The 24,222-nt window shown below is 41.1% G+C and carries 17 protein-coding genes and 1 pseudogene; 8 read left to right on the top strand and 10 right to left on the bottom strand.

Annotated elements, in window-relative coordinates; genetic code table 11:
* Positions 1–466: 466 nt before the first annotated feature.
* The 5 genes from cobJ to HWQ58_RS32745 form a co-directional block, all read right to left on the bottom strand.
* Positions 467–2,188: a precorrin-3B C(17)-methyltransferase gene (cobJ, locus tag HWQ58_RS32765; RefSeq protein WP_292872168.1), complete on the bottom strand. Its 1,722-nt coding sequence runs from the start codon at positions 2,186–2,188 to the stop codon at positions 467–469.
* 127 nt (positions 2,189–2,315) lie between these two features.
* Positions 2,316–3,080, bottom strand: coding sequence for a hypothetical protein (locus HWQ58_RS32760; protein ID WP_292872166.1), 765 nt, complete (start codon positions 3,078–3,080; stop codon positions 2,316–2,318).
* Between the two features lie 35 nt (positions 3,081–3,115).
* A complete protein-coding gene (locus HWQ58_RS32755; protein ID WP_292872164.1) occupies positions 3,116–4,408 on the bottom strand; it encodes a DNA methyltransferase in 1,293 nt (430 codons plus the stop codon).
* 126 nt (positions 4,409–4,534) lie between these two features.
* Positions 4,535–4,804, bottom strand: coding sequence for a hypothetical protein (locus HWQ58_RS32750; RefSeq protein ID WP_292872162.1), 270 nt, complete (start codon positions 4,802–4,804; stop codon positions 4,535–4,537).
* A gap of 1 nt (position 4,805) precedes the next feature.
* Entirely contained in the window at positions 4,806–5,195 is a 390-nt protein-coding gene (locus HWQ58_RS32745; protein ID WP_292872160.1) for a hypothetical protein, read from the bottom strand.
* Positions 5,196–5,423: 228 nt separating this feature from the next.
* Between HWQ58_RS32745 and HWQ58_RS32740 the strand changes: the two genes are divergently transcribed.
* Positions 5,424–6,125: a DUF547 domain-containing protein gene (locus HWQ58_RS32740; RefSeq protein ID WP_292872159.1), complete on the top strand. Its 702-nt coding sequence runs from the start codon at positions 5,424–5,426 to the stop codon at positions 6,123–6,125.
* On the opposite strand, the gene HWQ58_RS32735 is transcribed toward HWQ58_RS32740, so the two are convergent.
* Together HWQ58_RS32735 and HWQ58_RS32730 are read right to left on the bottom strand one after the other, a co-directional pair.
* Positions 6,110–6,865, bottom strand: a complete 756-nt coding sequence (locus HWQ58_RS32735) for a TIGR04283 family arsenosugar biosynthesis glycosyltransferase (protein WP_292872158.1) — start codon at positions 6,863–6,865, stop codon at positions 6,110–6,112. The genes HWQ58_RS32740 and HWQ58_RS32735 overlap by 16 nt on opposite strands.
* 69 nt (positions 6,866–6,934) lie before the next feature.
* Positions 6,935–7,387 (bottom strand): rhodanese-like domain-containing protein, encoded by a 453-nt coding sequence (locus tag HWQ58_RS32730; protein WP_292872156.1) that lies wholly within the window; start codon positions 7,385–7,387, stop codon positions 6,935–6,937.
* Positions 7,388–7,566: 179 nt separating this feature from the next.
* On the opposite strand from HWQ58_RS32730, the gene HWQ58_RS32725 reads away from it, so the two are divergent.
* Together HWQ58_RS32725 and HWQ58_RS32720 are read left to right on the top strand one after the other, a co-directional pair.
* A complete protein-coding gene (locus tag HWQ58_RS32725) occupies positions 7,567–8,454 on the top strand; it encodes a pirin family protein (protein WP_292872154.1) in 888 nt (295 codons plus the stop codon).
* A gap of 314 nt (positions 8,455–8,768) precedes the next feature.
* Entirely contained in the window at positions 8,769–10,214 is a 1,446-nt protein-coding gene (locus HWQ58_RS32720; RefSeq protein WP_292872152.1) for a collagen-like protein, read from the top strand.
* Between the two features lie 306 nt (positions 10,215–10,520).
* Here the strand turns inward: HWQ58_RS32720 and HWQ58_RS32715 are convergent, their stop codons facing one another.
* Together HWQ58_RS32715 and HWQ58_RS32710 are read right to left on the bottom strand one after the other, a co-directional pair.
* Positions 10,521–11,081 (bottom strand): nitrate transporter, encoded by a 561-nt coding sequence (locus HWQ58_RS32715; RefSeq protein WP_292872150.1) that lies wholly within the window; start codon positions 11,079–11,081, stop codon positions 10,521–10,523.
* Between the two features lie 439 nt (positions 11,082–11,520).
* Positions 11,521–12,696: a patatin-like phospholipase family protein gene (locus tag HWQ58_RS32710; RefSeq protein WP_292872148.1), complete on the bottom strand. Its 1,176-nt coding sequence runs from the start codon at positions 12,694–12,696 to the stop codon at positions 11,521–11,523.
* Between the two features lie 628 nt (positions 12,697–13,324).
* On the opposite strand from HWQ58_RS32710, the gene HWQ58_RS32705 reads away from it, so the two are divergent.
* Positions 13,325–14,515 (top strand): transposase, encoded by a 1,191-nt coding sequence (locus HWQ58_RS32705; RefSeq protein ID WP_292872146.1) that lies wholly within the window; start codon positions 13,325–13,327, stop codon positions 14,513–14,515.
* Between the two features lie 67 nt (positions 14,516–14,582).
* On the opposite strand, the gene HWQ58_RS32700 is transcribed toward HWQ58_RS32705, so the two are convergent.
* Positions 14,583–15,902 (bottom strand): dihydroorotase, encoded by a 1,320-nt coding sequence (locus tag HWQ58_RS32700; RefSeq protein WP_292872144.1) that lies wholly within the window; start codon positions 15,900–15,902, stop codon positions 14,583–14,585.
* A 401-nt stretch (positions 15,903–16,303) separates the two neighbouring features.
* On the opposite strand from HWQ58_RS32700, the gene lepB reads away from it, so the two are divergent.
* The 4 genes and pseudogenes from lepB (at position 16,304) to HWQ58_RS32680 (ending at position 24,135) form a co-directional block, all read left to right on the top strand.
* The gene (gene lepB, locus HWQ58_RS32695; protein WP_292872142.1) at positions 16,304–16,945 is read left to right on the top strand and encodes a signal peptidase I; all 642 of its coding nucleotides are present in this window, start codon (positions 16,304–16,306) and stop codon (positions 16,943–16,945) included.
* A gap of 214 nt (positions 16,946–17,159) precedes the next feature.
* On the top strand, positions 17,160–17,954 hold the full coding sequence (locus tag HWQ58_RS32690; protein ID WP_292872140.1) for an MOSC N-terminal beta barrel domain-containing protein: 795 nt from the start codon (positions 17,160–17,162) through the stop codon (positions 17,952–17,954).
* Positions 17,955–18,478: 524 nt separating this feature from the next.
* On the top strand, positions 18,479–22,303 hold the full coding sequence (locus tag HWQ58_RS32685) for an ATP-binding protein (RefSeq protein ID WP_292872138.1): 3,825 nt from the start codon (positions 18,479–18,481) through the stop codon (positions 22,301–22,303).
* Positions 22,300–24,135 (top strand): annotated as a pseudogene (locus tag HWQ58_RS32680) (EAL domain-containing protein). The gene HWQ58_RS32685 and the pseudogene HWQ58_RS32680 overlap by 4 nt, the downstream one beginning before the upstream one ends.
* Positions 24,136–24,222 lie beyond the last annotated feature (87 nt).

Here is a 24,222-nt window from a genome sequence, read left to right as displayed (position 1 = left end):
TTGATAGACCCCTGACATTGGATATCCCTCTTCTCATTAAATCTTATTATCTCATCTGTAGCCAGCTTTTAGAGAATTAGTATTAGTCTACAGATTTCTACTGGGATTTTCTATTTCAACTATCTTAATAGACAGAATTACTTTATCCCCAGAAATGAAGTTATAATCCTGGAGTTTTATTATGCGATCGCTTAGAAAAGTGGATTTAAAAAAGTGCTTATCATGCCTCCCTTGCTCTCTTCGCTGACCAAGTCCCGTTGGGGCAGGGTGTAGGGTGTGGGGTGTGGGGTGTGGGGTTGCAGGTTCTAGAGAGCCCCAACAACCATCAATTTCACTTGCCCCGTCAATTCACCGGCGATTGCATTGGTACTTTCTTCACAAGCCTTGACCAATGCCGTCCTCCCTATACCCTACACCCTACCCCCTACCCCCTATACCCTATTAGTGACAGTGCCCATCATGCCTACTATTGGATATAGCGACGCGGCGTATAAACCCAGATATTACCATCAGGGCGCTTGATGGTTCGGGTTTTTGTGGAACCAACGAGAATAATTGTCCGCATATCAGCACTTGCTGGTGTTAACTGGTCAAGTGCGATCGCTTTCACCGTTTGTCCTGGCCGACCAAGATTCCGGGCCAACACTACTGGTGTATCCGGTGTTCGATGTCGCAGCAAAATATTTCTCGCTTTTGCCAGTTGCCAGGTACGCTCTTTGGAAACAGGATTGTAGAAAGCGATGACAAAATCAGCCTCAGCAGCAGCAGCAATTCGTTGGGCGATCGCAGACCAAGGTTTCAAGATGTTAGATAGGGAAATAGCACAGAAGTCATGTCCAAGGGGCGCACCAATGGCCGCTGCTGCTGCCTGCATTGCAGAGATACCTGGAGCCACATGAATGTCGAGACTGTCCCATTCGGGTTTAGCATAGCGATCACATACCTCAAAAACTGCTGTTGCCATTGCATAGATACCTGGGTCGCCAGATGAAACTACAGCTACATATCGCCCAGATGCAGCTAAATCAAGGGCCATCTTTGCTCGTGCTTCTTCTTCGCGGTTGTCAGATTCATGCCGTTGCTTGCCATCAGCCAGAGAACCAACTAAATCTAAATACGTTTTATAACCCACTAGGTCAGTTGCGGATTTGAGTATCTCCTTCACTTCGGGAGACATCCACAGCGAACCACCAGGGCCCGTGCCAATAATTGCTAACCGTCCCCGTGGCTGACCGATGGTGTTGGGGTCAATTACTTGCGGGGCAATAGCGATCGCAATGTGGGGAGATGAAGGAATAATGGGGGATGTGCCTGTGGCGGCGATCGCTGCTGCTTGGGCGGGGCTATAACCTTGTGAAAGTAGACTTTCTAGCTGATTTAAGGTAAAAAAGCGGGTAGGCACTTTCAAGGCGCTAGCTAGGGCGTGGATTGCGGGATCGGCTGCGGCGGTGATGGGTGCAAATATCCCGGCGACTGATGCTTTTTCTAGTTTGGCATCAGCTAGTAGCTTTAGTACAACAGCTACTGCATTATCAATGATGCCACTAATTGCGATCGCGATCGTTGCTGGGTGATAAACAAGACAGTTGGCTGTAGGAGTTACCAAACGTTCCGTAACTTGAATGGTCAAATCTCCCTTTGGATCTATAAGCAGTTTACTATCGCTCAACCAAGGCGCTATTCCTTCAAGCTTAACTTGTGCCCCAGCTAACACATCTGAGATAAATTTCTTCGCATCGTCTGGGTTTGCTAAATGGTATCCAGGGGGAGGAGATAACAGCGTTGTGCCTAAACGTAAATCGCCTGTGGTCGTAATTGCAGGTTTGACATCCAACGTTTCAGCAATGCGACGTGCTAAATCGTTGACTCCAGCAAGTCCGCCCAAGAGAGGGACAACAGCACTACCATCTTCAGCCACAGCTAGCACTGGTGGTTCCTGTCGTTTATCCGAGATTACCGGAGCTAGCGTCCTAATTAAAATGCCGGCGGCACAAATGCCAATCAGCGGTCTTCCCTGCACAAATAACTCGCGTAACGTCTCGCCAAAATTTGTGAAGCTGACATCAACTCCCGATGTGCGACCCTCTAGACCGTATAGCGTTGCTCCTGGCAAGACGCTGATTATTTTACGTGCTACTGTCACGCTATTTTGACCCAGTATTACAATGGCGGGTGCAATGTTAATCATTACTTAATTACAAATTATTTAATTAGCCTTTAAACAAATGTTCTCAAAAATTTCAGTGCTTCAGTTTTATTTTTAAACATCGCGTGAATTATATCGCCGTTATTATAACGAATGTCAATCTCGTACTTTATTGCTGGGGCAAACTTAGGTTGATTATCTGAATAATTCTGGATATACTCAATAGCATTATTAATAGTTTCCGCTTGCTGAGATAACCGTGTAGGACAATGATATTTACCTGCTGGACTAGTCTAGCAAACGATTGTTCTAAAATATTCATAAATTTATCTATTTGATATTTCTCTAGACTGAGTATTTGATTTTTTATATTATTAATATCTGGCGTTGATAAATTTTTCCATTGTTCAATTTTATTTTGAAACTCTGATTCTAATGTACTTTCATTGAAAGATGCATTTATCCCAACTGATGTAAATGATTTTACGATATTTTCATATTTAAGATACAGAATTTTAAAGCCCTTAGATTCTAATTGGTCAAGCGCTCCTTGAGTAAATACACCTGCGAGAATAGCACCTAAAAATGGATTAAGTTGACTATAGGTGTTTGCTAGAGGAATAAGCGCTCCTTCAATTTCTTGAACTTTATTTCTAGAATGTTTGGTGTAACGCCGCCATGCAGTCTCAATAAATGCCACTGGAAGACCAAGAGTTTCTTCTGTACCTCCCCGCTCCAGTACATAGTCAAGGTCATGAGAATTACCATATCGATCCTGCCATGATACCTTTTTACTAATTCGCGCCTTGCGCTTCTTCTGATAGTCTAAGTAAAAACCATGCTCATCGGCCAGTTGCTGAAGTGTTTCACAAATAAATTCTTGGATGAGATTCCCTAAAATCTGACCCCATTTATGTGACAATGACTCTGCCATTACAGTTGTACAAAATAATTTTTGTTGTGATTAGCCTATCCATAAACCCACAAACAACCTTCACAAAGAGGAACTGTGTGCTTGCGATTTTTCCATTTGACATTACGATCGCGAATTTTTTCAAACTTAAAAGATTCAAATCCTGCTGCTTGTGCTAATAAACCCATCCATTCTATTACCGGAATATAAATTCCATAGGGAGCAGAATCACCAATCATAAAGCAAACTATTGCAGGACTTTTACATACTCTACGAAGTGCTGTCCAAACTCTAGCCATGTCAAGAAAATAGCAGGCAATCATCAAATGATAATTTTTTTTACCTCCATGCAAATGTCGCTCTTGGGACAATTGATGGCAGATTTCAATAATACTAGCTTTGATTGGATATAATTCATGAGATCCTAGAACTTCGTCGATGTTTACATTCTTATTTGTAACGTGCTGTGAACATGAACGAATTAAGTATTGCCTCACCGCAGTTTGCAAATCAGTCCAACCGGAAATTTCTTTCATGAAACACATTTCGAGACGTGTAGCATCGGCATAATCATAGTTGTTAGCGTATGGCGGTGAGGTGATTACCAAGTTGGTAAAATTATCAGGTATACCCTGGCAAGTCCGAGCATCAGATTGAATGAGTGTCGAACTAGAAGCTGCTGTTTTTACTGCAATTCTCATATCTGTAGCCATATTCTCTGCCATTAGCTCAAAAGCAGATATTGGCTCTAAGAAAGATTGTTTCTTTTTATTTGGTAAAATGTACTGCCAAGGTGCAGTCCCGGCATGAGAAACATGGCGAAGAATTGATACAAGTGTTAACCAAACTAACTGAGATTGAGATGAATCATCAGCAAGTTTTTCCCAAGCTTGACGCAATCTATCTAGAGATTCAAGTGAAGATATACTAAAGCATTCATGAATCAGTTTTGGGTATGTATCTACACATGGTTGCAAATCTTCAGCATATTTTATAACCTTTTTTATATGTTCAAGATAGGCATCAGAGTCAGTTTGATATAAAAGTTTAGCTCTTGCTATACGCGCAACAAAAGGATGAGCCTCAATTCCAAAACATTCAACTCCAAGTTTTTCAGATGCAAGTAAGGTTGTACCAGAACCAGCGAATGGATCTAAGACAGTAATTTCTCCTCGTTCTTGGAATTGAGTAATTATAGTTTCGACCCATTGCGCAGAGAAACCTGCACTAAATCTAAACCATCGATGAACTGGCAATTTCATGTTATCGATGAATGTAGACGAACTGTCAAAAGATTTAGAAATGCTAGAAGAAAATTTATGAAATCGCAACTCTAATTGTTGATTCATTTGAATATTTATTATTTATTAATATTCTAGGGTAGAAATTCATTAAAAATTGAGATCAAGGTTTTGTTTCTTGAATTAGCATAGAGCCTTTGACTGCTTGCACTAGTTCTTCTTCTGTGCATTGGGTTATAGTGCGTTAACTTGCCAATATGTAACGGGTGATTGTCGCACGATTCGGCAGTCTATCTGATGCAGACAATCATTTGTTTGTGTTAAGTTAGCTGATACTTGATGCTTGTTTTGTGGTGATTTTTGATTGTCAACGCTAAGAAGCTTTGATTTGAAGTGATGGAATAGCGATCGCATTTTCTTAAAAAAGTGCGATCGCTTGTTAAATTGGAGATTGGGACTCCAACCAAATATCCAAAGAATTTCTTCCCTAATCCCCAGTCTCAACTCAATTAGCTTTACGCTCTTTGAGTACTTGATCTAGTAAGTTTCTAGCAGGTTGTGCTTTAGCCAACGCTACTTGATGGTCATTATAAGCACGAACAAGGCGAGAAAGACTGCTCACACCTGTCTTGAGTTGCTCAAGTTCTTCACCAGCAACTAGTTCTCCATCAAGCATCCGCCCAATCAACGGTTTGATATCGCCCACTTCCTGCCGGACTTTTTGGAGCTTTTCTAGAGAACTCAGTAAGGTTTTTAGTGAGTTCAATATGTCATCAATATCCTGGGCATCCTCCACTGGCTCAGGCGGATTTTCAATTGCGATCGTATTTTTGTCTGAAACTGTAGGCAATTCCTCTACAGACGTTTCACTTGTAACCCCATTTGACCGTGCCATCAACGCTTCCTCAAGGAATTTTCCTCAGTGTATCGCTGATTTCAAGTTGGCAAAGATAATATTGTTATAATTCGTTAAATAAATACTTGTACAAATTCAACTCTACGTCACGATCGCAAAACCAAAGAATTCTCTTAGCTCTAAATCAGGGCTATTTCATTCTATTTTTAGGATTCAATTGGTACAGGTATAAGTAAAAACAACGAACAACATATAAACACAGCAATAATGATTGATTTTGAACCTTGGGACAGGTTGTTGCGTCAATATGTCGATCGCCAAGGTCGTGTAAACTATATTGCTTGGAAAACTGAGCAACCTCAAGCGATCGCAGATTGGTTGTCGAGTCAAAAAAATCTGGCTTTTACATCTAATAGCAACACTTTTGAGCAATTGGCATTGTGGATTAACCTATACAATGCGTTCACCATTTCGGCAATTTTGTCGAGATATCCGCTTGAGTCAATTCGTCCGCGAATCTTAGGCATTCCCAACTGGCTGGCTTTTTTGTGGTTCTTCCAACGTCGTGCTTATTATATATTTGACCAGCATTACAGTTTAGCCCAAATAGAAAACCAAATTCTGCGGAATAAATTACAGGAGCCACGAATTCATTTTGCAATTGCCTGCGCTTCGGTTGGTTGCCCGTTACTGCGTGCTGGAGCTTATTTTCCTGAACAAGTTACTCAGCAGTTAGATGAAGATACCCGTCGCTTCATTAACAATCCTGAAAAAGTCCGTTATGACTCAGATAGTAAAACGCTCTACTGTAGCAAAATCTTTAAATGGTATCGTCAAGATTTTCTTAAAGTCAAATCCTCTATTCCAGAATATATCCGCTCCTACCTAGAAACAGACATGCCTTTGAATGCCTCAACGCCAATTTCCTATCTCCACTATGACTGGAGCCTGAATCAGCGAATATCTTGATAAAATTGTTTGAGATAATTTGCATCAACGCCAATCCCCCACAAAAAACCGATATAAAGGTAGATTGCGTTTGCTTTGCAGCTACCCCATTTTGCTACACGGCGATCTGAAGAGTGAACAATGCGGTTCACCAGATAAATACGTCCTTTTTTAACCAATCTCAGGCATAAATCTCCATCTTCCATAATCGGCAATGCCTCATCAAATCCATCGCAATCCCAAAAGTCAGTGCGACGACAAAACATTACCTGATCTCCAAACAACAGGCGCAATCCTCGAAAAAATAGGTGAGGCTTAAATAGCAGTGGTGCGTAGTAGGTTTTTAAATAATTATGTAGAGAGATGCCCCAGCGAGTTGTTTGAGATCCACTCATCAGAGAAATGAACCCTCCACAGGCAATGGTTGGCTCTACCAGGGTTTGCTCGATTACAGTGATTAGGTCATCCGGCACCCAAGTATCTGCATGAAGAAAGCAAAGAATATCTCCAGTTGCAGCCGATGCCCCATAATTCATCTGAATAGAACGCCCACGCTGTTCAGATGAGAGAACTTGTACGCATAGCAACTGATTGAATGACTCAAAGCATTGCTTTGCAACTGCCAGTGTCTCATCATCGCTGCCACCATCTACTACTATCACTTCAAAAGCAGGCGGATTAAGTAAAGTCAATTGGCGCAATGTACGCCCTAAGCTAACTGCTTCGTTTAAAGTAGGAATGACAATCGAAACTTGAGACATGCAGCTTAAGTAGTTTTATCGTTGCTTTTATTCTACTTGCTTAATGTTGACAAGCTCTTAGTCCAAAGGTCAACACTCCTGAGCATGGTAAGTAGCTTTTAGCAGTTTTCCCCATATTGCATTGTAAGGATGTACAACCTTTGTCGGATGACCATTTTGGAAAATGGGCCTGCCTTCGTTTGCCCACTGAAAAATCCCACCACTCAAGTGATAAATGCACTTCATCCCGGCTTCATCCAGTTTTTGGGCTAATTTTGCGCTTCGGTAGCCAACAGCACAGTACACAACAATTGGTCTATCTTGGGAAACTGTTGCTAAGTCATCTGTGAGAGGATCTATGCATACAGCTGTTTCAATATGACTGACTGCATACTCAGTCTGACTTCGTGCATCTAGCACTAATGGACAGGGCTTTGCAGAATCTAATAGTAATTGAGCTAATTGGTTACAATTAATTTCCTCAACAGTAGGAAACTGAAATCCGATCAGAAGTTTAATAAAGTTAAACGTGAGCGATTGCACTTGTCAAAAGACTCTCTGGTTGGCAAACAATACTTCTAATAGTAAAAAACTATCGAAGAACAGGCGATCGCATTGGTATCAACTCTCCAAAACAAACAGATAACTTATCAAGATTAGCTTATTTGCAAGTAAATATACTTATAATGATTACAGCATTTACTAATCACCTGCGATGATTTATGGCAATCCTTCAACTGATTGAACCCGAAGTTAAAAGTCTGGGTAGGTTTTTTGCCCGCCGCAGTTTGCCATATCCTAATCGCCAAATGGTTGGGCCGTTTATCTTTTTCGATCATCTTGGCCCGTCCATTATGCCCCCCAATCAAGGCATCGATGTCCGACCACATCCTCATATTAATCTGGCAACTGTAACTTATTTATTTGACGGTGCTTTGATACATCGCGATAGTTTGGGTACTGTGCAGGAAATCCAACCAGGTGCAGTGAACTGGATGATAGCAGGAAAGGGGATTGTACATTCAGAACGCTCACCTGACTCTGACCGTCAGCAAGAAACTACTATTCATGGTATTCAAACCTGGGTCGCCTTGCCTGTCGAACATGAAGAAACCGAGCCAAGATTCAGTCACTATCCTGCTGAAACCCTTCCCACCTGGGAAGAGAATGGCGTTATCATCAAACTTCTTGCTGGACAAGCATTTGGCTATACCTCACCTGTGAAAGTTCTCTCACCTATCCTTTATTTAGATGCAGTGTTGTCTGCCAATGCCCACTTCACTATCCCTACAGATTATTCACAAAGGGCAGTATACAGTGTCACAGAGGGATTGAGGATTAATGATCAACCGATGGAGCAATATCGTCTTGCTATTCTAGAGCCAGGTGATCAGATTGAGGTTTCTGCTACAGTTGCTGCTCAATGTATTGTTATTGGCGGTGAACCGTTAGGTACACGCTACAAATGGTGGAATTTTGTCTCTAGCCGATCAGAGCGAATAGAGCAGGCTAAAGTTGATTGGCGCGACTCTCGCTTTGCTAGCGTGCCAGATGAAACAGAGTTTATTCCACTGCCGGAAGTGGTAACAGAAGCTAATCCTTTTTCATAAGTGTGTCACACTTCGACATTCACTACCTCGCTTTAGCGCTGTTTTATGACTCTCACGAGATAAAAATTAGAAACCTTTGTTGTAATTAGTTTTTATAAATCTAGGCGGAGGTTGGGTTGAGAAACGAAACTCAACACCAATAATCCTTAATTTTGTTGGGTTTCACTGTTGTTCAATCCAACCTAAAAATATTTTTTTTTCAGTCTTAATGATAAGTCTTTAACCGGACACAATATCACTGGCCAAGAGGGAGCAAATTGTTGAAAGTCAGCGTCAGGAGTAGATAATTCAACTAAAGTTTTAGGTGTAACTAGATGCACAATGGTTTTAGGAGTAAGCTGCCACTACTGCTGACATTCTGCTTATTTACTAGTTTTTTGCCTGTCTCTGGTTCAGTTTTATGTCCAGCCGTTGCCTCTGACGAATACTATAAAGTAGCCAGAAATTATGGCAGAGATGGACACGCAGGAACCGATGGACGTGAGGGTAGAGATGGTAGCAGTGGTGAAAACCAAAATATTTTTGTCAATGGTTCACGCGTTAATCTTGACTTGTCCGGTAAAGATGGTGAAGACGGGGAAGACGGCGAATATGGTTATCAACCTGACTGTGGTTCCCAACCTGATAACGTCAGCCACAATATAAATGCACCAGATGGTGGTAGTGGCGGTAATGGTGGTAAAGGAGGAGATGGGGGAAATGGTGGTTCTCTCACAGTGTATTACAGCAATTTGGCAGATTTACGGAATATTTCTGTCCGAGCAACTAGTGGGGAAGGTGGGCGCGGCGGTAGAGGTGGCAATGGTACGGAGGGTTGTAACTGTCACAGACGGAGATGGGAAGTAAAAACCTGTAAGGGAACTCCTGGTAGCCCTGATTATAAGTGTACTGAAAAGGTTTATAGATGTAGCGATGGTAGCGATGGGCGAGATGGTAGCGATGGTAGCGATGGTAGCCAAGGGCGCTTAGGAACTTTGAGTATTGTTAATAGCAAGGAACCTTTGGCAGGTGATACTCCAACTGTGCAGCTACCAATTTCGCAACTAATAAACAAACAGTTCCAACTCTCGAAGAATAAGTGGAATCAACGCGTGGGAGCAGCTTCTCTACTTGCTCCTGGTTCTGCGATCGCTGATGATTACCGTGAGTTTGAACAGCGTCTAGAAGAGGCTTTTCAAATAGTTTGGCAAGAAAGACAACCTATCACCAGCTTTGGCAATCAAGCTGTAACACTAAATTTAACTGATAACAAACAAGTAGAAATTACTTTTTCTGAGGAATTATGGGTTGAAGGTAACACCAAAAGTGAGGCTAACTTCACAACATTTACCGTTAACCATGCCATTCCCAAAAAAGATGTTACCCGGTTAGCTGTAGCAGAGTTTGCCGATGCCGGACAAAATCTCAACTTAAAAATAGTCGATTTGGCAGCCAAGTCTGATGCCATTAATACTCAATTTCGCGTGAAATTCCGTGCCCAGGATAGCTTGCACGGTTTTTCTGGCTACAAAACTGAATATGAAGGGGATATTCCTAACGAACTTGTGACTCGTGACTACAACCGTTTTACTCTAGCTTTAGGCAAACTCAAAATTCCTGACGAAGTTTTACGCCCTGGTGTCAATGTTGATATTGAAGTTGTAGCAACTCGTTCTTTGGGAATACGTTCTGCCAAGCAAACTATTAGCTGGCAGGGTGCAATCCGCAAGCCTAGTACCGCAAGGCGGAATTCAAAATTCAAAATTCAAAATTCAAAATGAATACAGCGTAAGCGTTTCGTTGATTTGGAATGATGAGGTAGTCCGGTCTTCTCCCAAAGAGAGAGGCTAGCGCCAAGGGGGTTCCCCCCATGAGGAACTGCCGTTAACGCAGCGTAAAGCCTTCTCTTTCAGAAACGCTAACGCGAACGCCAACGGCATGGCAATGCTATGAGCGAGCCTGCGTACTCTGTTAAGAGTTGCAAGCTACGCGCAGCGTCTCGTAGAGAGCGTCACCCGTTAGCGCAGCGTTAGCGACGCAGGAGCGTCAGGGGTGGTTGATTTACGCCGTGTTGTACTAGATAAAATTTAAGAAGATTTTTTCCCATCTGAAACCATTTGCGAGAGAATATAGGCTGCGAAATCTAGTAACTGATCCAGCAAAAAACCAATGATACCGATGTATAAGATTTCCTGGATTATGTAATCAGCATTGCCAGCCTTATAAGCATCCCAGAGGGTAAAGCCAAGTCCTCTTGGGCCTGTTAACATTTCTGTGGCAATAACAATAAACCAGGCTACCCAAATGCTAACTTTCAAGGCATGAAATATATGAAATATAGCTACACGAAAGTTATTATTCTGTCTCTTGAAATGCTGCATACCTATTGCTGTATTAATAATCATTGTCCAGAGAGTTCCCACAAAAACTACTACAATAGCAGCCGAATTACTCTCTTGAAACATGATTAGAGCAATAGGTAGCAAAGCTATAGGAGGGATACTATGAGGTATCTGAAACATCAGCCTAAATAGCTGATAAATCATGCTATTTATCCCGATTAAATATCCAATGAAACCACCCAATACAGCGGCTGGAATATAACCAACAAATAACCGTTGCAGGCTAGCTAAAATGTCTAAAAACATATTATTTTCTCTGCCTCAGTTCTCATGGAAAACATTCGGGAAATACTGCGGCAACAACACAAAACAGGGCTGAGAAAAATGTATTGGATTACACATTCTATTTTTTTGCTAAAAGGTTTTTTATATCTTCTCCTCGTTAATTAATAATTAAAAAACTTAGGTATTATTACGATATGATAGTACTAGTACAAAGAAGAGGTAAAGCTTGACTTTACTAAACTTTATCAGAAACACAAATTTTAATTAGTAAATTAAATACAATTTATAGAATTTATCAAAGAAGGCAGTTATTGCTAAATTTGACCTGCGATCGCTCCTTGATTATCTAAGCTGATGGAACGAGCCAGAAAAAGTCTTGAACAGGGTGTAGAAATCAATTGGATGGGTATTCAAACCCCACCCAATTGTAGACACTTATAAAGAATGACACAGAAGATTGCTAGTTATCTCTAATAAAAGACGTGATCGCTTTTATTATCGGAGAACCGGAGTCGTCTCTGGTGTAGTACGTAAGACCGCGATCGATGAATGCAGACGTAGTATCTATTAACTGCTGAAGAATCTCGGAATTAGTATTATCTATTTCTTCAGTGACTTTTTCCCCTGTAAATTTATTTTTCCGCTCTTCTGGAGGTAAGACAATGCGAGGATCTTTATAAGTCTCTTTTGGTTTGGGTTTAAATGTCTCATTTAAGTCAAACTGAAGACGTAAGTAACGTTTGGACTCATATCCACCCATAATTTGTCGGCAAATCGTACTATCAATCTCAGATGTAGGTTCCATGAAGATGTTAGTAAGATTTTTGATCCAGTCTAAGCCTCTCCATTTGCTTATTTGCTTATATTGATATGGTTGACCAGTTTGACCTGTGCCAATAGAAAGGATAGAAATATCTTCCAATCGCAGATTATCTAGTTTATATTGTTGCTTGATTTCTGGAGATACTGAAGACTGACTAATCCTCATCGCTAAACTCAAAGCTGCAAGAGCAGGGTTATTAGCAGAAACTCCTCCATCAATGTGTGGGAATTCCCAGTCACCAAATTTTTGTTTATCTACAGGTTGTAATTTATATGGTGGAAAAAAAGTAGGCGCTGAGGCAGAAGCGGTACATATTTCCCATAAATAACAGTCATCGTACCATCTGTCTCCTAAATCGGGATGACAATTTGTAAAAAAGGTGGTGTTGCGATATAGCGTATCGTAAGCAAGAATCAAAAGAATGGGTTTTTCGATATCCTTGATTCTTGTGGATTTATAGGCATCTTTGAGTACGCTAGTAATTCCATCATGAGAATATTTAGATGGAGAAAATACCTCAATAATTGATTTGATGATGGACGGAAAGTTTTTGTAGCGCTCTTTTATCTCCAGAGGGAATATATCTTTACCTTTATTTTTATACAGTTTAATGAGTTCATCACTCTTTTTTCCTATAGCAATTCCTCCTGCTAATATTGAACCAGTAGAAGTACCAGCAACCATGTCAAAGTATTCGTGTAAAAACTCTCCTTTTCCCTGAGTTCTAATTTCTTGTTCTACTTGTTGAAGTATTCGTGCTGCAACAATTCCACGAATACCGCCACCGTCTAAAGCCAAAATCTTGAAGGACATAGCAATTCTCTTTGATTATTTTTCTGTGGACAAGCATCATGAGATGAATCACAATACGGTTCCATTAGCTTGTTTACTCTTATCCGACTTATCCGATTTATCCGACTGGAAGAATACTTAAGTTTTTTTTTAACGAATCGTCTTCTCTACGAGACACTACGTATAGCTTGCTTCTTTGTAGAGAGGGTACACGTAGCATTGGTGTCAACTGAACGTGAAAGCCAACCTAGAATCAGCTTTTAGATAATCTGATGCGCGTCTAGATTGTACATTGCAATTGTTAAGACTGTCATGCAGTCAATGGTCATCTGTCCTTTGAAATACAAATGACTAATGACAACCCTCACGAGTAAATATACAATTTAAATGTTTTAGCTTGAACCGACAGAAGCCCCACACTGTACTCGAAGAGTCAGTGTTGGGATGAATTGCCTCTCTCTGGAGTTGGCAACGAGTCAATAAGCTCTTCTATCACTTGAGTCATAGTTTTGTCAGCGTGAACAGCATATAAGCGTACTTTGTTGAGTCTACGCTCACTAATCCGTATCTTTAACTCTTTGTTTTTCATTTGTTCCACCAACGTTCCCTCATTAATGTTATTATATATGTATTAAGGAGGTGACAACAAATGAGGACAGCGTACCAATTCAAGCTACGCCCAACAAAGCAACAAGCAGATGATATAAATAGATGGTTGTCAATGCTAGCAGCGCAATATAACTATTTGCTGGCTAATAGGTTCAATTGGTATGAGCAGAATCGTTGCCCAGTCAACGCTTGTCCTCTTGTTTGTCATTTACCTGAGTTAAGGGATAACCCGGATTATTACAGCCAAAAGAAAACGTTACCATTACTCAAAAAAACGCATTTTCATTACAGCGATATTCACTCACAAGTTTTGCAGGATGTGGTCAAGCGAGTTAAAGTAACTTTTGACCGTTTTTTAAGTGGAGATAGCAATGGTAAAAGAAGCGGTAAACCTCGCTTTAAGTCTCGTGACCGTTACCGAACTTTTACTTATCCACAAATTAAGGATGGTTGCATTAAAAAAGGCGTGATATGCCTCCCAAAACTAGGAAACATCAAACTAATTTTGCATCGTCCAATCCCAGACGGATTCAAGGTAAAAACAGCATCAGTTACCAAAAAAGCTGACGGATACTATGTAACTCTGAGTCTTGAAGACCCGACAGTTCCAACAGTAAAGCCAGACATCAACCCTGATTCCATTACAGGAATTGATATGGGCTTGAAAGAATTCTTAACCACTTCCGACGGTGAACCTGTTGCCATTCCTCAACATTATCGCAAGTCTCAAAAATGGTTACGTGTTATTCAAAAGCGTGTTTCACGTCGTAAAAAAGGTAGTAACCGTAGACGTAAAGCTGTAAAACAATTGGGTAAGCAACATACGAAAGTTGCTGACAAGCGCAAAGATTTTAACTTCAAAACAGCTAAACAGTTGTTATCAAAGTACAACGTTGTTGCTCATGAAGATTTGAACGTTAAAGGGCTTTCAAGGACGCGACTAGCGGTGGGTATGCATGACGCGGCATGGTCAAGTTTTTTGTCAATACTATCAAGCAAAGCCGAAAATGCTGGCTTGTTGGTAATAGCTGTAAATCCTAAAAACACGTCACAGGATTGTTCTAGTTGTGGGATGAAAGTACCAAAGAAGTTGCATGAAAGATGGCATTCATGCCAATGTGGTTGCAGTCTTGACCGTGACCATAATGCAGCGATAAATATAAGAAATAGAGCGGTAGGGCATTCCGTTCTTAAAGCTCAGAGCCTCCTAAGCAGTAGCCGGATTGTCTGAGAAGCCCACACTGAACGGAGTACCGTTACAGTGTGGGAGTATGTCACTAAGGTTAAATAAATATTGGCTATAAAAAAGTTAAAGCTTGACCCCGCACTTGCGTATTTACCTGGCCTTTGTCATAAACTATTTCACCGCCGACAATGGTGGTTTTAGCCCAGCCAGTAAGGTTCCAGCCTTCAAAAGGACTCCAATGGCATTTGGTTAAAAGTTCCTCGCGCCGAACTGGGCGGTATGTGTTTAAATCTACAAGCACCAAATCGGCATCATAACCAGGTGCGATCGCTCCCTTATTCGGAATACCATAAGCCACAGCTACAGCTTTAGACATCCAGTTCACAACTTGAGCCACAGTACACTTTCCCTGCATCGCCGCCGTTAACATCAAAGCTAGGGAAGTTTCTACACCAGGCATTCCCGAAGGAGTATTGGGATATTCTTGAGCTTTTTCTTCTAAGGTGTGCGGCGCATGATCTGTAGCGATGAAATCAATCACGCCATCGCGCAAAGCTTGCCAGAGAACTTCGTTATCGTGGGGCGATCGCAAAGGTGGATTCATCTGTGCTAATGTGCCAATCTGTTTATATGCACTAGTATTTAATAACAAATGCTGTGGTGTCACCTCCGCCGTCACCCAACTCGGTTTCTCCTGACGCAGCAAATCTGCTTCTAACGCTGTTGACAGATGGAGAATATGCAACCGACGTTGATATTTTTGAGAAAGTTTTAATGCTAGTTGGGTTGCAAGCAAAGCCGCTTGATCGTCTTGAATTTGCGAGTGAACGGCTGGGTCGTGAATATTGGCAAATTCTTGGCGGCGTTGGTTGATTCTAGCTTGGTCTTCGGCATGAACGGCAATCAAACGATCGCCTTTGGCAAATATCGCCTCCAATGCTGTTTCGCCATCAACCAACAACTGACCATGCATTGACCCCATGAAAATCTTAATTCCTGGTGTTGGTTTTGCTAAAAGCAAATCTGGTAAATTCTCTGCTGTTGCCCCAATAAAAAAGCCATAATTAACCAAGGACTTGTGTGAGGCCCGTTCTAGTTTGTCGTCTAATGCCTGCTGTGTCGTTGTTAGGGGGCGCGTATTGGGCATTTCTAAAAATGTTGTGACTCCCCCTTTAGCACAGGCACAACTGGCGGTGAATAAATCTTCTTTGTGTTCTAGTCCAGGTTCCCGGAAATGCACCTGCGGATCGATAACTCCTGGCAACAAAGTTAAGCCTTCTGCGTCAACTTCAGTGGCTAGTGCTGTTTGGGAGATTTCTGGCGCAACTTCGACTATTTGGCGATCGCGCGTCAATACATCCCCAACCATCAGTTCACCATCGGGTAAGATTATGCGAGCGCGGCGAATTAGTAACATTTTTGGCGATGACATAGAGATAACCAAGTTTAGATAGGGAGGTATGTATTACAGAGAACCATGCTTTTAGGTTAAACTTATTCGCGATCGGAGTAATCAATTTTTGCCACGCCTTAAAAAAAAGTTTATTTTTAACAAGAGAGGCAGCAAGGGTTTAAGTCCCCCCACAAAATCTCCGATTTTGTGGACTGTAATTAGATAGGGTTGAACGCAAGAGCGTCTCATAGCCTCATCTAAATTCAAACCTCCTGCCCCCAGCAAGAACTGCCTCCCGCCTCCTTCCCAATCCACAATCTAAAATTGGTAGTCAAGATGCAAACATAACTAGGAAATTAAAATTTTCCCGTTAAGATTAACAGATAAAGTCTCACTAGGCGAGTTAATTACCTACATCTTTCGTTAATTTAAGTAATTTCATGCATAATCAAGTGTCTGATAACAACTCTAGTCAACAACCCGATAATTCTTGGATCGCAGAGCTAGGTAGAACAATTGTATTGAGCATTGTTTTAGCTCTGGGAATTCGTACCTTTGTTGCTGAAGCACGCTGGATTCCTTCTGGCTCAATGGAACCGACTCTGCATGGTACGCCAAACCAGTGGGAGGCAGACAAAATTATTGTCGATAAGTTGAAGTATAAATTTGCTGACCCGCAGCGGGGAGATATAGTAGTATTTTCACCGACGAAAGAACTACAAAAAGAACAATATCAAGATGCTTTTATTAAACGTATAATTGCCTTACCTGGAGAAAAAATACAACTTAAAGATGGGAAAGTCTATATCAACAACAAACCTCTACCAGAAACCAATTACCTCAGTTCTGGGCAGACCACAGTTATTGATGTTTGCCAATCAGGGCCACAGCCACCTTTTTTGGCCAAACCCCAGACTATACCAGCCGATTCATATTTAGTACTGGGTGATAATCGTAACAGTAGTTATGACAGCCGCTGCTGGGGTGTTGTCCCGCGCCAGAATATTATTGGACGTGCTGTAGTTCGCTTCTGGCCTTTAAATCATGTTGGCGGAATCGATAAATCGCCAGTATATCCATAATTAACAAACAATATTGCTCAAATAGCTCATTAACAAAAAAATTTTAGATTTTAGATTGGGGACTATTAAATCAACAATCTAAAATCCAAAATCCGTCTTGAAAAGTTTAGTTTGCTCTTAGCATTGGTAAAGCCAGACGCTAAGAGCGAGACGTTGCGCTATCGCCAGAAGCCGACACTGCAACTTTTCGCCAAATCTCAAATCCAATATTGCTATGACGCCTTACCTAGCTAAGATTTTACTGTATCCAGTTAAATCACTGGATGGTGTTGAAGTTGAGAACGCTAGAGTTCTTGCCAGTGGCGCACTACAGTATGACCGCGAGTTTGCCATTTTTGACGAACAAGGTAGATTTGTCAATGGCAAGCGTCATGCTAAAATCCATTTACTAAGGGCGCAATTTGCACTTTTAAATAGAACTATCTCGTTGCAAATCCCCGATCGCAACTTACAACAAATTTTTCATCTGGATGAGGAACGGCAAGCATTAGAAGCAACTTTGAGTGATTATTTTAAGTTTGCTGTCACATTGAGACAAAACTCTTTGATGGGTTTTCCTGACGATACACACTCACTTGGCCCAACGGTAATTAGTACGGCGACATTGGCAGAGGTAGCTTCTTGGTTTCCTGGTTTAAGTGTAGATGAAATGCGCCGTCGGATGCGTGCCAACATCGAGATTGGTGGTGTACCAGCATTTTGGGAAGATCGGCTATTTAGTGAACAAGGTGATTTAGTCTCTTTTCAAGTGGGAAATGTACACTTTTTTGGCGTTAACCCATGTCAGCGTTGTCTAGTACCAACACGCGATTCTTACTTAGGAGAAGCTTACCCAAACTTTCAAAAAATCTTTATAACCCAGCGACAAGCAACTCTGCCAAAGTGGGTTGCTTCATCGCCTTTTAATCACTTTTATAGATTGAGTATTAATACTCAACTACCCCAATCGTCAGCCGGAAAAATTTTACAACTCGGCGATGAAGTTGACATACCCTTACAACAAAGTTAACATTTCGTCAAAATAAAAAATATAAAGTAAATTTTTTGGGATTTTTTTTTGTTTATGCTGTGTATTTGCATGAGAATTCTAAAATTGTTGTAGTTAAATATAAGTTTTTGTACAAATCCAGAGGTTTCTAGACCAGAAAATCAAGACATTAGCAATTAAAAATTAAATTTAGAATTGAGTGCTAATGGCGACCTGAATTTTAGAATGGCATACTGGAGCTTATTTGTTAAATTTCAGTTCATCTGAGAAAATTTGTGGAAATATTGCCAGATAAAATTGAGCAAATTCAGGTGCGATGGCGTACCTACTAGGCGATTTCTATAATGGAGTACTCCTGCGCAAAGATTGAAAATTAGGCGTTGGAGGAATTGTGCCAGTCAAATAAGTACAAGTATTTTGTACTGTTTTATACTAAAAATATAAAATTTTCCTAAGAAGCAATGTATACCGTAATTATACTTATATAAAATGTAGCTGGCATGGCAAAATGCACCTAGTAGATGCTGGGGAAGAATAAAACTACAATGTTATCCAAACTTCAGCCCGTCAAATCATTTAATCGCTTAGTTGGCAAAGTTTATGCCAAGATGCCCCTGAGATATGTTCTGATTGTGCCCTTTATCTTGCAAATTTGTGGTGCCGTGGGACTTGTGGGCTATCTTTCCTATCAAAACGGCCAAAAAGCAGTAAAAGAGCTTGCTACTCAATTAGAAAATGAAATCTGCGATCGCATTGAACAGCATCTTGATAGCTATTTAACAACCCCAAAGCAAATCAATCAAATCAACTTAGATGCGATTGAGCTAGGTTTGCTCAACCTTTCGGACTTTCAAACCACCGGCAATTACTTTTGGAAACAAATGCAGGTTTTCAATGTTGGTTACAACAGCTTTGCCAATCCCAAAGGTGAATTTATCGGTGTTGAGCGTCTAGATAATGGCCAGCTCTTAATTAATGAAGTTAGCGCCAAGCGTGGTACAGGCAAACTCTATGTTTATCCTACAGACAACCAAGGAAATCGCCGCCATTTACAGGAAGTCAAAAATTACGATCCTCGTGTAGAAGCTTGGTATACAGATCCAGTCAAGATAGGCAAACGAGTTTGGAGTCAAATTTATCAATGGGAAGATAAACCAGAAGTTTTATCCATATCTTCCAGCTATCCTGTTTACGATAAAAATCGCAAATTCATTGGGGTGATTAGTGTTGATTTGCTCTTGTCACAAATTGGTAAGTTTTTAGCTAAGTTAAAGATCAAAGAGTCAGGTAAAACTTTTATTTTAGAGCGTTCTGGGTTAATAGTGGCTTCTTCTACTAGCGAGCCGCCATATACAATCGTTAATGGTAAAGGAAAACGTCTATCAGCATTAGATAGTCAAAATCCTTTAATTAAACTCACAACACAGTCTTTGATCGAACGCTTTGGCAGTCTTAAGTTTGTTGTGGGGAAGCAACAGCTAAGTTTTACCGCCGATGGAATGCGTTATTTTGTGCAGGTAAAAAGCTGGAAGGATGAACTGGGTTTAGATTGGCTGATTGTGGCGGTGATTCCCGAAGGCGAATTTATGGAGCAAATTAATGCCAACACCCGCATCACTATTTTGCTGTGCATAGTTGCTTTTTTAGTGGCTACAAGAATTGGAATTTTGACTGCTCGTTGGGTAATTAAGCCGATTTTACAATTAAACAGATCGGCGAAGAAAATTGCTGAAGGTGAATGGGAGCAAATACCAGACATTCAGCGTTCCGATGAACTGGGAGAACTAGCCAAATCATTTGAAACTATGGCAAAGCAACTCCAAGCATCTTTTAGTACTTTAGAAGCAAAGAATGCCCAAATGCAAGTTTTAAATGAGGCACTATCTCATAATCAGAGTCAGCTAACTCAATTTTTAGAAGCCATGCCGGTAGGTGTATTTATCATCGATGCTGAAGGTGAACCTTATTATACAAATCAGATTGGGCAGCAAATTCTCGGTCAAGGAGCGATGTCTAACAACAAGCCCTTCTCTACGAGAGGCTGCGCCAACGGGTTCGGGGGGTCGCAATCGACGGGAACCGCCAAGACTGCGACCCCCTCACCGCTACGCGTCTACGCAGAAGTTAAAGTCAAAGAATTGTCAGAGATATATCAAGCTTACCTTGCCGGGACAAATCAACTTTACCCCAGCGATCGCCTGCCGATTTTAAGGGCATTACAAGGGCAAAGCACCAGGGTTGATGATATGGAAATTCGCCGTTGGGGCAAGATTACTCCCATTGAAATTTTAGGAAAGCCAATTTATGATGAATCGGGAAATCTGGCTTTTGCGATCGCCACATTTTTTGATATTACCCAACGCAAACAAACAGAAAAGTTATTAGCAGAATACAATCGCACCTTAGAGGCTCAAGTAAAAAAACGTACTGAAGAGTTCCAGCAAGTTATCGAGCAACTGCAAACCACCCAAGAAGAACTGATTCAATCGCAAAAAATCGCTGCACAGGAACAACAAGCAGCTGTTCGGGAAGCGGCGCGAAGTGCTGCCGCCAACCTCGCCAAAAGCGAATTCCTTGCTAACATGAGTCACGAACTGCGTACCCCACTCAATGCCATTCTTGGTTTTACCCAAGTCATGAGTCGAGATTATTCGCTATCTAGCGAACATCAAGAAAACTTGGCAATAATTAATCGTGCTGGCGAACATCTACTCAAATTAATTAACGACATTCTAGAAATGTCTAAAATCGAAGCTGGCAAAATCACATTAAATTGCAGCAGCTTTGACTTAATTCATTTGTTGAAGAACTTAGAAGAGATGTTGCACTTGCGTGCTGCATCTAAAAATTTAGAATTACTGTTTGAATGTGCGCCAGATATTCCTAAATACATAGAAACAGATGAAAATAAACTGTGTCAAGTATTGCTCAACCTCTTGGGAAATGCGATCAAATTTACCGATCAAGGGAGGGTGACGCTACGGGTGAGACTGGGGGCTGGGGACTGGGGACTGGGGACTGGGGAACTCGGGGCCCCCTCTGGGGATAAGGGGCAATGGGGACTGGGGACTAGAGAGAGCGAGGAAAGAGTGAATTTTTCGTTTTCACCCTTACTTCATACTTCCTACCCGTCTGCTTCTTCAGCCCAATCCCCAATCCCTAATCCCCAATCCCTAATCTTCGAGGTACAAGATACTGGCTGTGGTATTGCCCCACAAGAACTTGACTTGTTGTTTGAGGCTTTTGAACAAACCGAAATCGGCAGAAAATTCCAACAAGGGACGGGACTGGGTTTAGCGATTAGCCGTAAATACGTGCAACTGATGGGAGGAGATATTACTGTCAGCACAATGCCTGGTGTCGGTAGTACATTTGCCTTTAATATTCAGATTGCTCTAACTTGCCCCAGAGAAATCCCGATAAACCAAATTAAATCACAAATTAGAGCTTTAGCACTTAGTGAAAAAGTATACCGCATTCTCGTAGTTGACGACTCCAAAGAAAGCCGTATCTTGCTAGTTAAAATACTCACATCTCTAGGCTTTGAAGTTAATGAAGCTACAGATGGTAGTGAAGCGATCGCTAATTGGGAATCTTGGCAACCACACCTGATTTTTATGGATATGCGAATGCCAGTCATGGACGGTTACGAAGCCACAAGAATTATTAAAGCTAGAGAAATCGGGCATGGGACAGCCAATACGTCGCGGAGGTTCCCAAAATTGAAACAACCGGTATCATTGGGGAGCCAGTACCTTGCAGAAGAGTTAAACGATTCAGGCGAGGGTGAGGTTCTGAAAGTTGTACGCAAAGAGTCTTCCACACCAGAAACAAGTGGTGTGATAGAAAATGATGCTTCTGGTGCGTCCACTTTGCGATCACGGATGCCAACAGCCTTGGCTCCCTCTTATAACTTCTCTAGAGCAACGCCAGATAGCTCCCAGACAAATACAATCATTATTGCCCTAACTGCTAGCGCTTTTGAGGAAGAACGCCAGAAAATTTTGTCCATTGGCTGTGATGATTTTATTCGCAAGCCATTCAAACAGGAAGTATTATTGGAAAAACTGAGCAAACATCTGGGTTTAAAATATACGAATCAAGTAGAAACCACAAACACAGTAGTTGTCGATCGAGCTACACAGATTTTTGTCAGTGTTGCCGAACTCCTGGGGCATTTATCACAAATGTCACCTGAGTGGCTCCAACAGGTTCACTATGCCGCAGCTAGCTGTAGCGATGAACTGATTTTAGAGTTACTCAAGCAAATTCCATCAGATAATGCTCAAGTTTTCCAAGTTCTCAGGGATTTAGCAAATAACTACCAGTTTGAGAAAATCATGGAATTGACTACAACAAACTTAGAATGAATTACGAGCATTTAGACTCTAATAAAAAAGATATTTTGATCGTTGATGATATGGCGGATAACCTCCGGGTTTTATCCTCCATATTGACAAGGGAAGGGTATAACGTTCGTAAAGCTTTGAACTGGCAAATGGCACTGACAGCAACTCAAACATTATTACCTGATTTGATTCTACTCGATATCATGATGCCAGAAGTAGATGGGTATGAAATTTGCCAGACCTTTAAAGCTTGGGAGCTAACAGCCGATATTCCAATAATTTTTATTAGCGCTTTAGATGATGTTTTTGACAAAGTTAAAGCTTTTAAAGTGGGTGGTGTAGACTACATCACCAAACCTTTTGAGTTTCAAGAAGTTTTAGTGCGCGTGCAAAATCAGCTGGCATTGAGATCGGCGCGATTAGAAATATTGAAACTAAATGCTGAACTTGAAGATCGGGTAAAACAGCGAACTGGGGAGCTAGAAAAAACTCTCCAAAAACTCCAGCAAGAAATCGATTCCCGCCAGCAATTGCAAAGTCAACTGCTAGATATAGCACTGCATGATTCCCTAACTGGATTATCAAACCGAGTTTTGTTTATTCGGCGATTAGAAAATGCTCTCAATCGCGCCAAGCAAGAATCTAATTATCAGTTTGCGGTACTTTTTTTGGACTGTGATCGCTTCAAAGTTATTAATGATTCTCTTGGTCATCCGGTGGGAGATGAATTGCTGATATCCATTGCTCACCGCTTACAAGCATGTCTAATACCTGGTGATACTTTAGCACGATTAGGCGGGGATGAATTTGGAATTCTCCTAGAGAATATCACAGATATCAATATAGCAATCCAAGTTGCCGAAAGGATTTTGCAACAGCTATCACTTGCTTTTCAACTGTCAAGATATGAAGTATTTATGAATGCCAGTATTGGGATTAGTTGGGGCAATAAAGATTATGATCGTCCAGAGTATTTGCTGCGGGATGCTGATACTGCAATGTATCGAGCTAAGGCTCAAGGAAGAGCCAAATATCACGTTTTTAATCCAGCGATGCATCAGCAAGCTATTCAGCTTTTAGAGTTAGAAAATGACTTGCGGAGGGCTGTTGGAAGGCAAGAATTCCTGGTTTACTATCAGCCAATTATTTCCCTGGCTACAGGTAGAATTTCTGGATTTTAAGCCTTGGTGCGCTGGCAACATCCGATTCGGGGTTTGGTTTCTCCCATAGAATTTATTCCTGTGGCCGAAGAAACGGGTTTAATTAATGTCATCAATACTTGGGTATTACAGTCAGCTTGTCATCAATTAAGCATCTGGCAACATTATCCAGTGACACCAGAACCTCTAACTATGAGTGTCAATTTGAGTGCAAGATTATTTTTACAGCCGAATTTTGTAGAACAAATTGACCAAATAATTTATGAAAATAAAATAAATCCGGCATATTTAGAATTAGAAATTACTGAAAGTGTAATCATGGAAAATACAGATGCAATAAAAATAATTCTTCAACAACTAAAGCAGCGAAAAATCAAGTTGATTATGGATGACTTTGGTACAGGATTTTCCTCTTTGAGTTACCTGCACAGCTTTCCTTTAAATGCACTCAAAATTGATAAATCCTTCGTCAAACGGATGCAGGAGAACAAAGAAAATATGGGGTTAGTACCAGCAATGATTGGCATTGCCAACTCAATGGGGATGAGTGCGATCGCTGAAGGTGTCGAAACACAAGAACAGTTAGCCCAATTGAGAAGTTTAAACTGTAATTTTGCTCAAGGATATTTATTTTCTAAACCCATAAAACAGCAACTGGCTCTTGAGTTGCTCACCTCAGCACCTCAATGGTAGCTATCAAGTAGTACCTGGGAAAAATTTCATTATTGAGCCTCGGCTAGATAATTTGTGAGTGCTATCTACTATAATCCTTACAGCAGT

The organism is Nostoc sp. LPT, from assembly GCF_017115165.1.
In the GTDB taxonomy this organism is placed as follows: Bacteria; Cyanobacteriota; Cyanobacteriia; order Cyanobacteriales; family Nostocaceae; genus Nostoc.
This window is presented reverse-complemented; position numbering and strand designations above follow the sequence as displayed.

Bases quoted from the DNA above. Each gene is read 5' to 3' on its own strand.
- cobJ (WP_292872168.1), bottom strand. From the start codon at position 2,188: ATGATTAACATTGCACCCGCCATTGTAATACTGGGTCAAAATAGCGTG.
- HWQ58_RS32760 (WP_292872166.1), bottom strand. From the start codon at position 3,080: ATGGCAGAGTCATTGTCACATAAATGGGGTCAGATTTTAGGGAATCTC.
- HWQ58_RS32755 (WP_292872164.1), bottom strand. From the start codon at position 4,408: ATGAATCAACAATTAGAGTTGCGATTTCATAAATTTTCTTCTAGCATT.
- HWQ58_RS32745 (WP_292872160.1), bottom strand. From the start codon at position 5,195: ATGGCACGGTCAAATGGGGTTACAAGTGAAACGTCTGTAGAGGAATTG.
- HWQ58_RS32740 (WP_292872159.1), top strand. From the start codon at position 5,424: ATGATTGATTTTGAACCTTGGGACAGGTTGTTGCGTCAATATGTCGAT.
- HWQ58_RS32735 (WP_292872158.1), bottom strand. From the start codon at position 6,865: ATGTCTCAAGTTTCGATTGTCATTCCTACTTTAAACGAAGCAGTTAGC.
- HWQ58_RS32725 (WP_292872154.1), top strand. From the start codon at position 7,567: ATGGCAATCCTTCAACTGATTGAACCCGAAGTTAAAAGTCTGGGTAGG.
- HWQ58_RS32720 (WP_292872152.1), top strand. From the start codon at position 8,769: ATGCACAATGGTTTTAGGAGTAAGCTGCCACTACTGCTGACATTCTGC.
- HWQ58_RS32715 (WP_292872150.1), bottom strand. From the start codon at position 11,081: ATGTTTTTAGACATTTTAGCTAGCCTGCAACGGTTATTTGTTGGTTAT.
- HWQ58_RS32710 (WP_292872148.1), bottom strand. From the start codon at position 12,696: ATGTCCTTCAAGATTTTGGCTTTAGACGGTGGCGGTATTCGTGGAATT.
- HWQ58_RS32705 (WP_292872146.1), top strand. From the start codon at position 13,325: ATGAGGACAGCGTACCAATTCAAGCTACGCCCAACAAAGCAACAAGCA.
- HWQ58_RS32700 (WP_292872144.1), bottom strand. From the start codon at position 15,902: ATGTCATCGCCAAAAATGTTACTAATTCGCCGCGCTCGCATAATCTTA.
- lepB (WP_292872142.1), top strand. From the start codon at position 16,304: ATGCATAATCAAGTGTCTGATAACAACTCTAGTCAACAACCCGATAAT.
- HWQ58_RS32690 (WP_292872140.1), top strand. From the start codon at position 17,160: ATGACGCCTTACCTAGCTAAGATTTTACTGTATCCAGTTAAATCACTG.
- HWQ58_RS32685 (WP_292872138.1), top strand. From the start codon at position 18,479: ATGTTATCCAAACTTCAGCCCGTCAAATCATTTAATCGCTTAGTTGGC.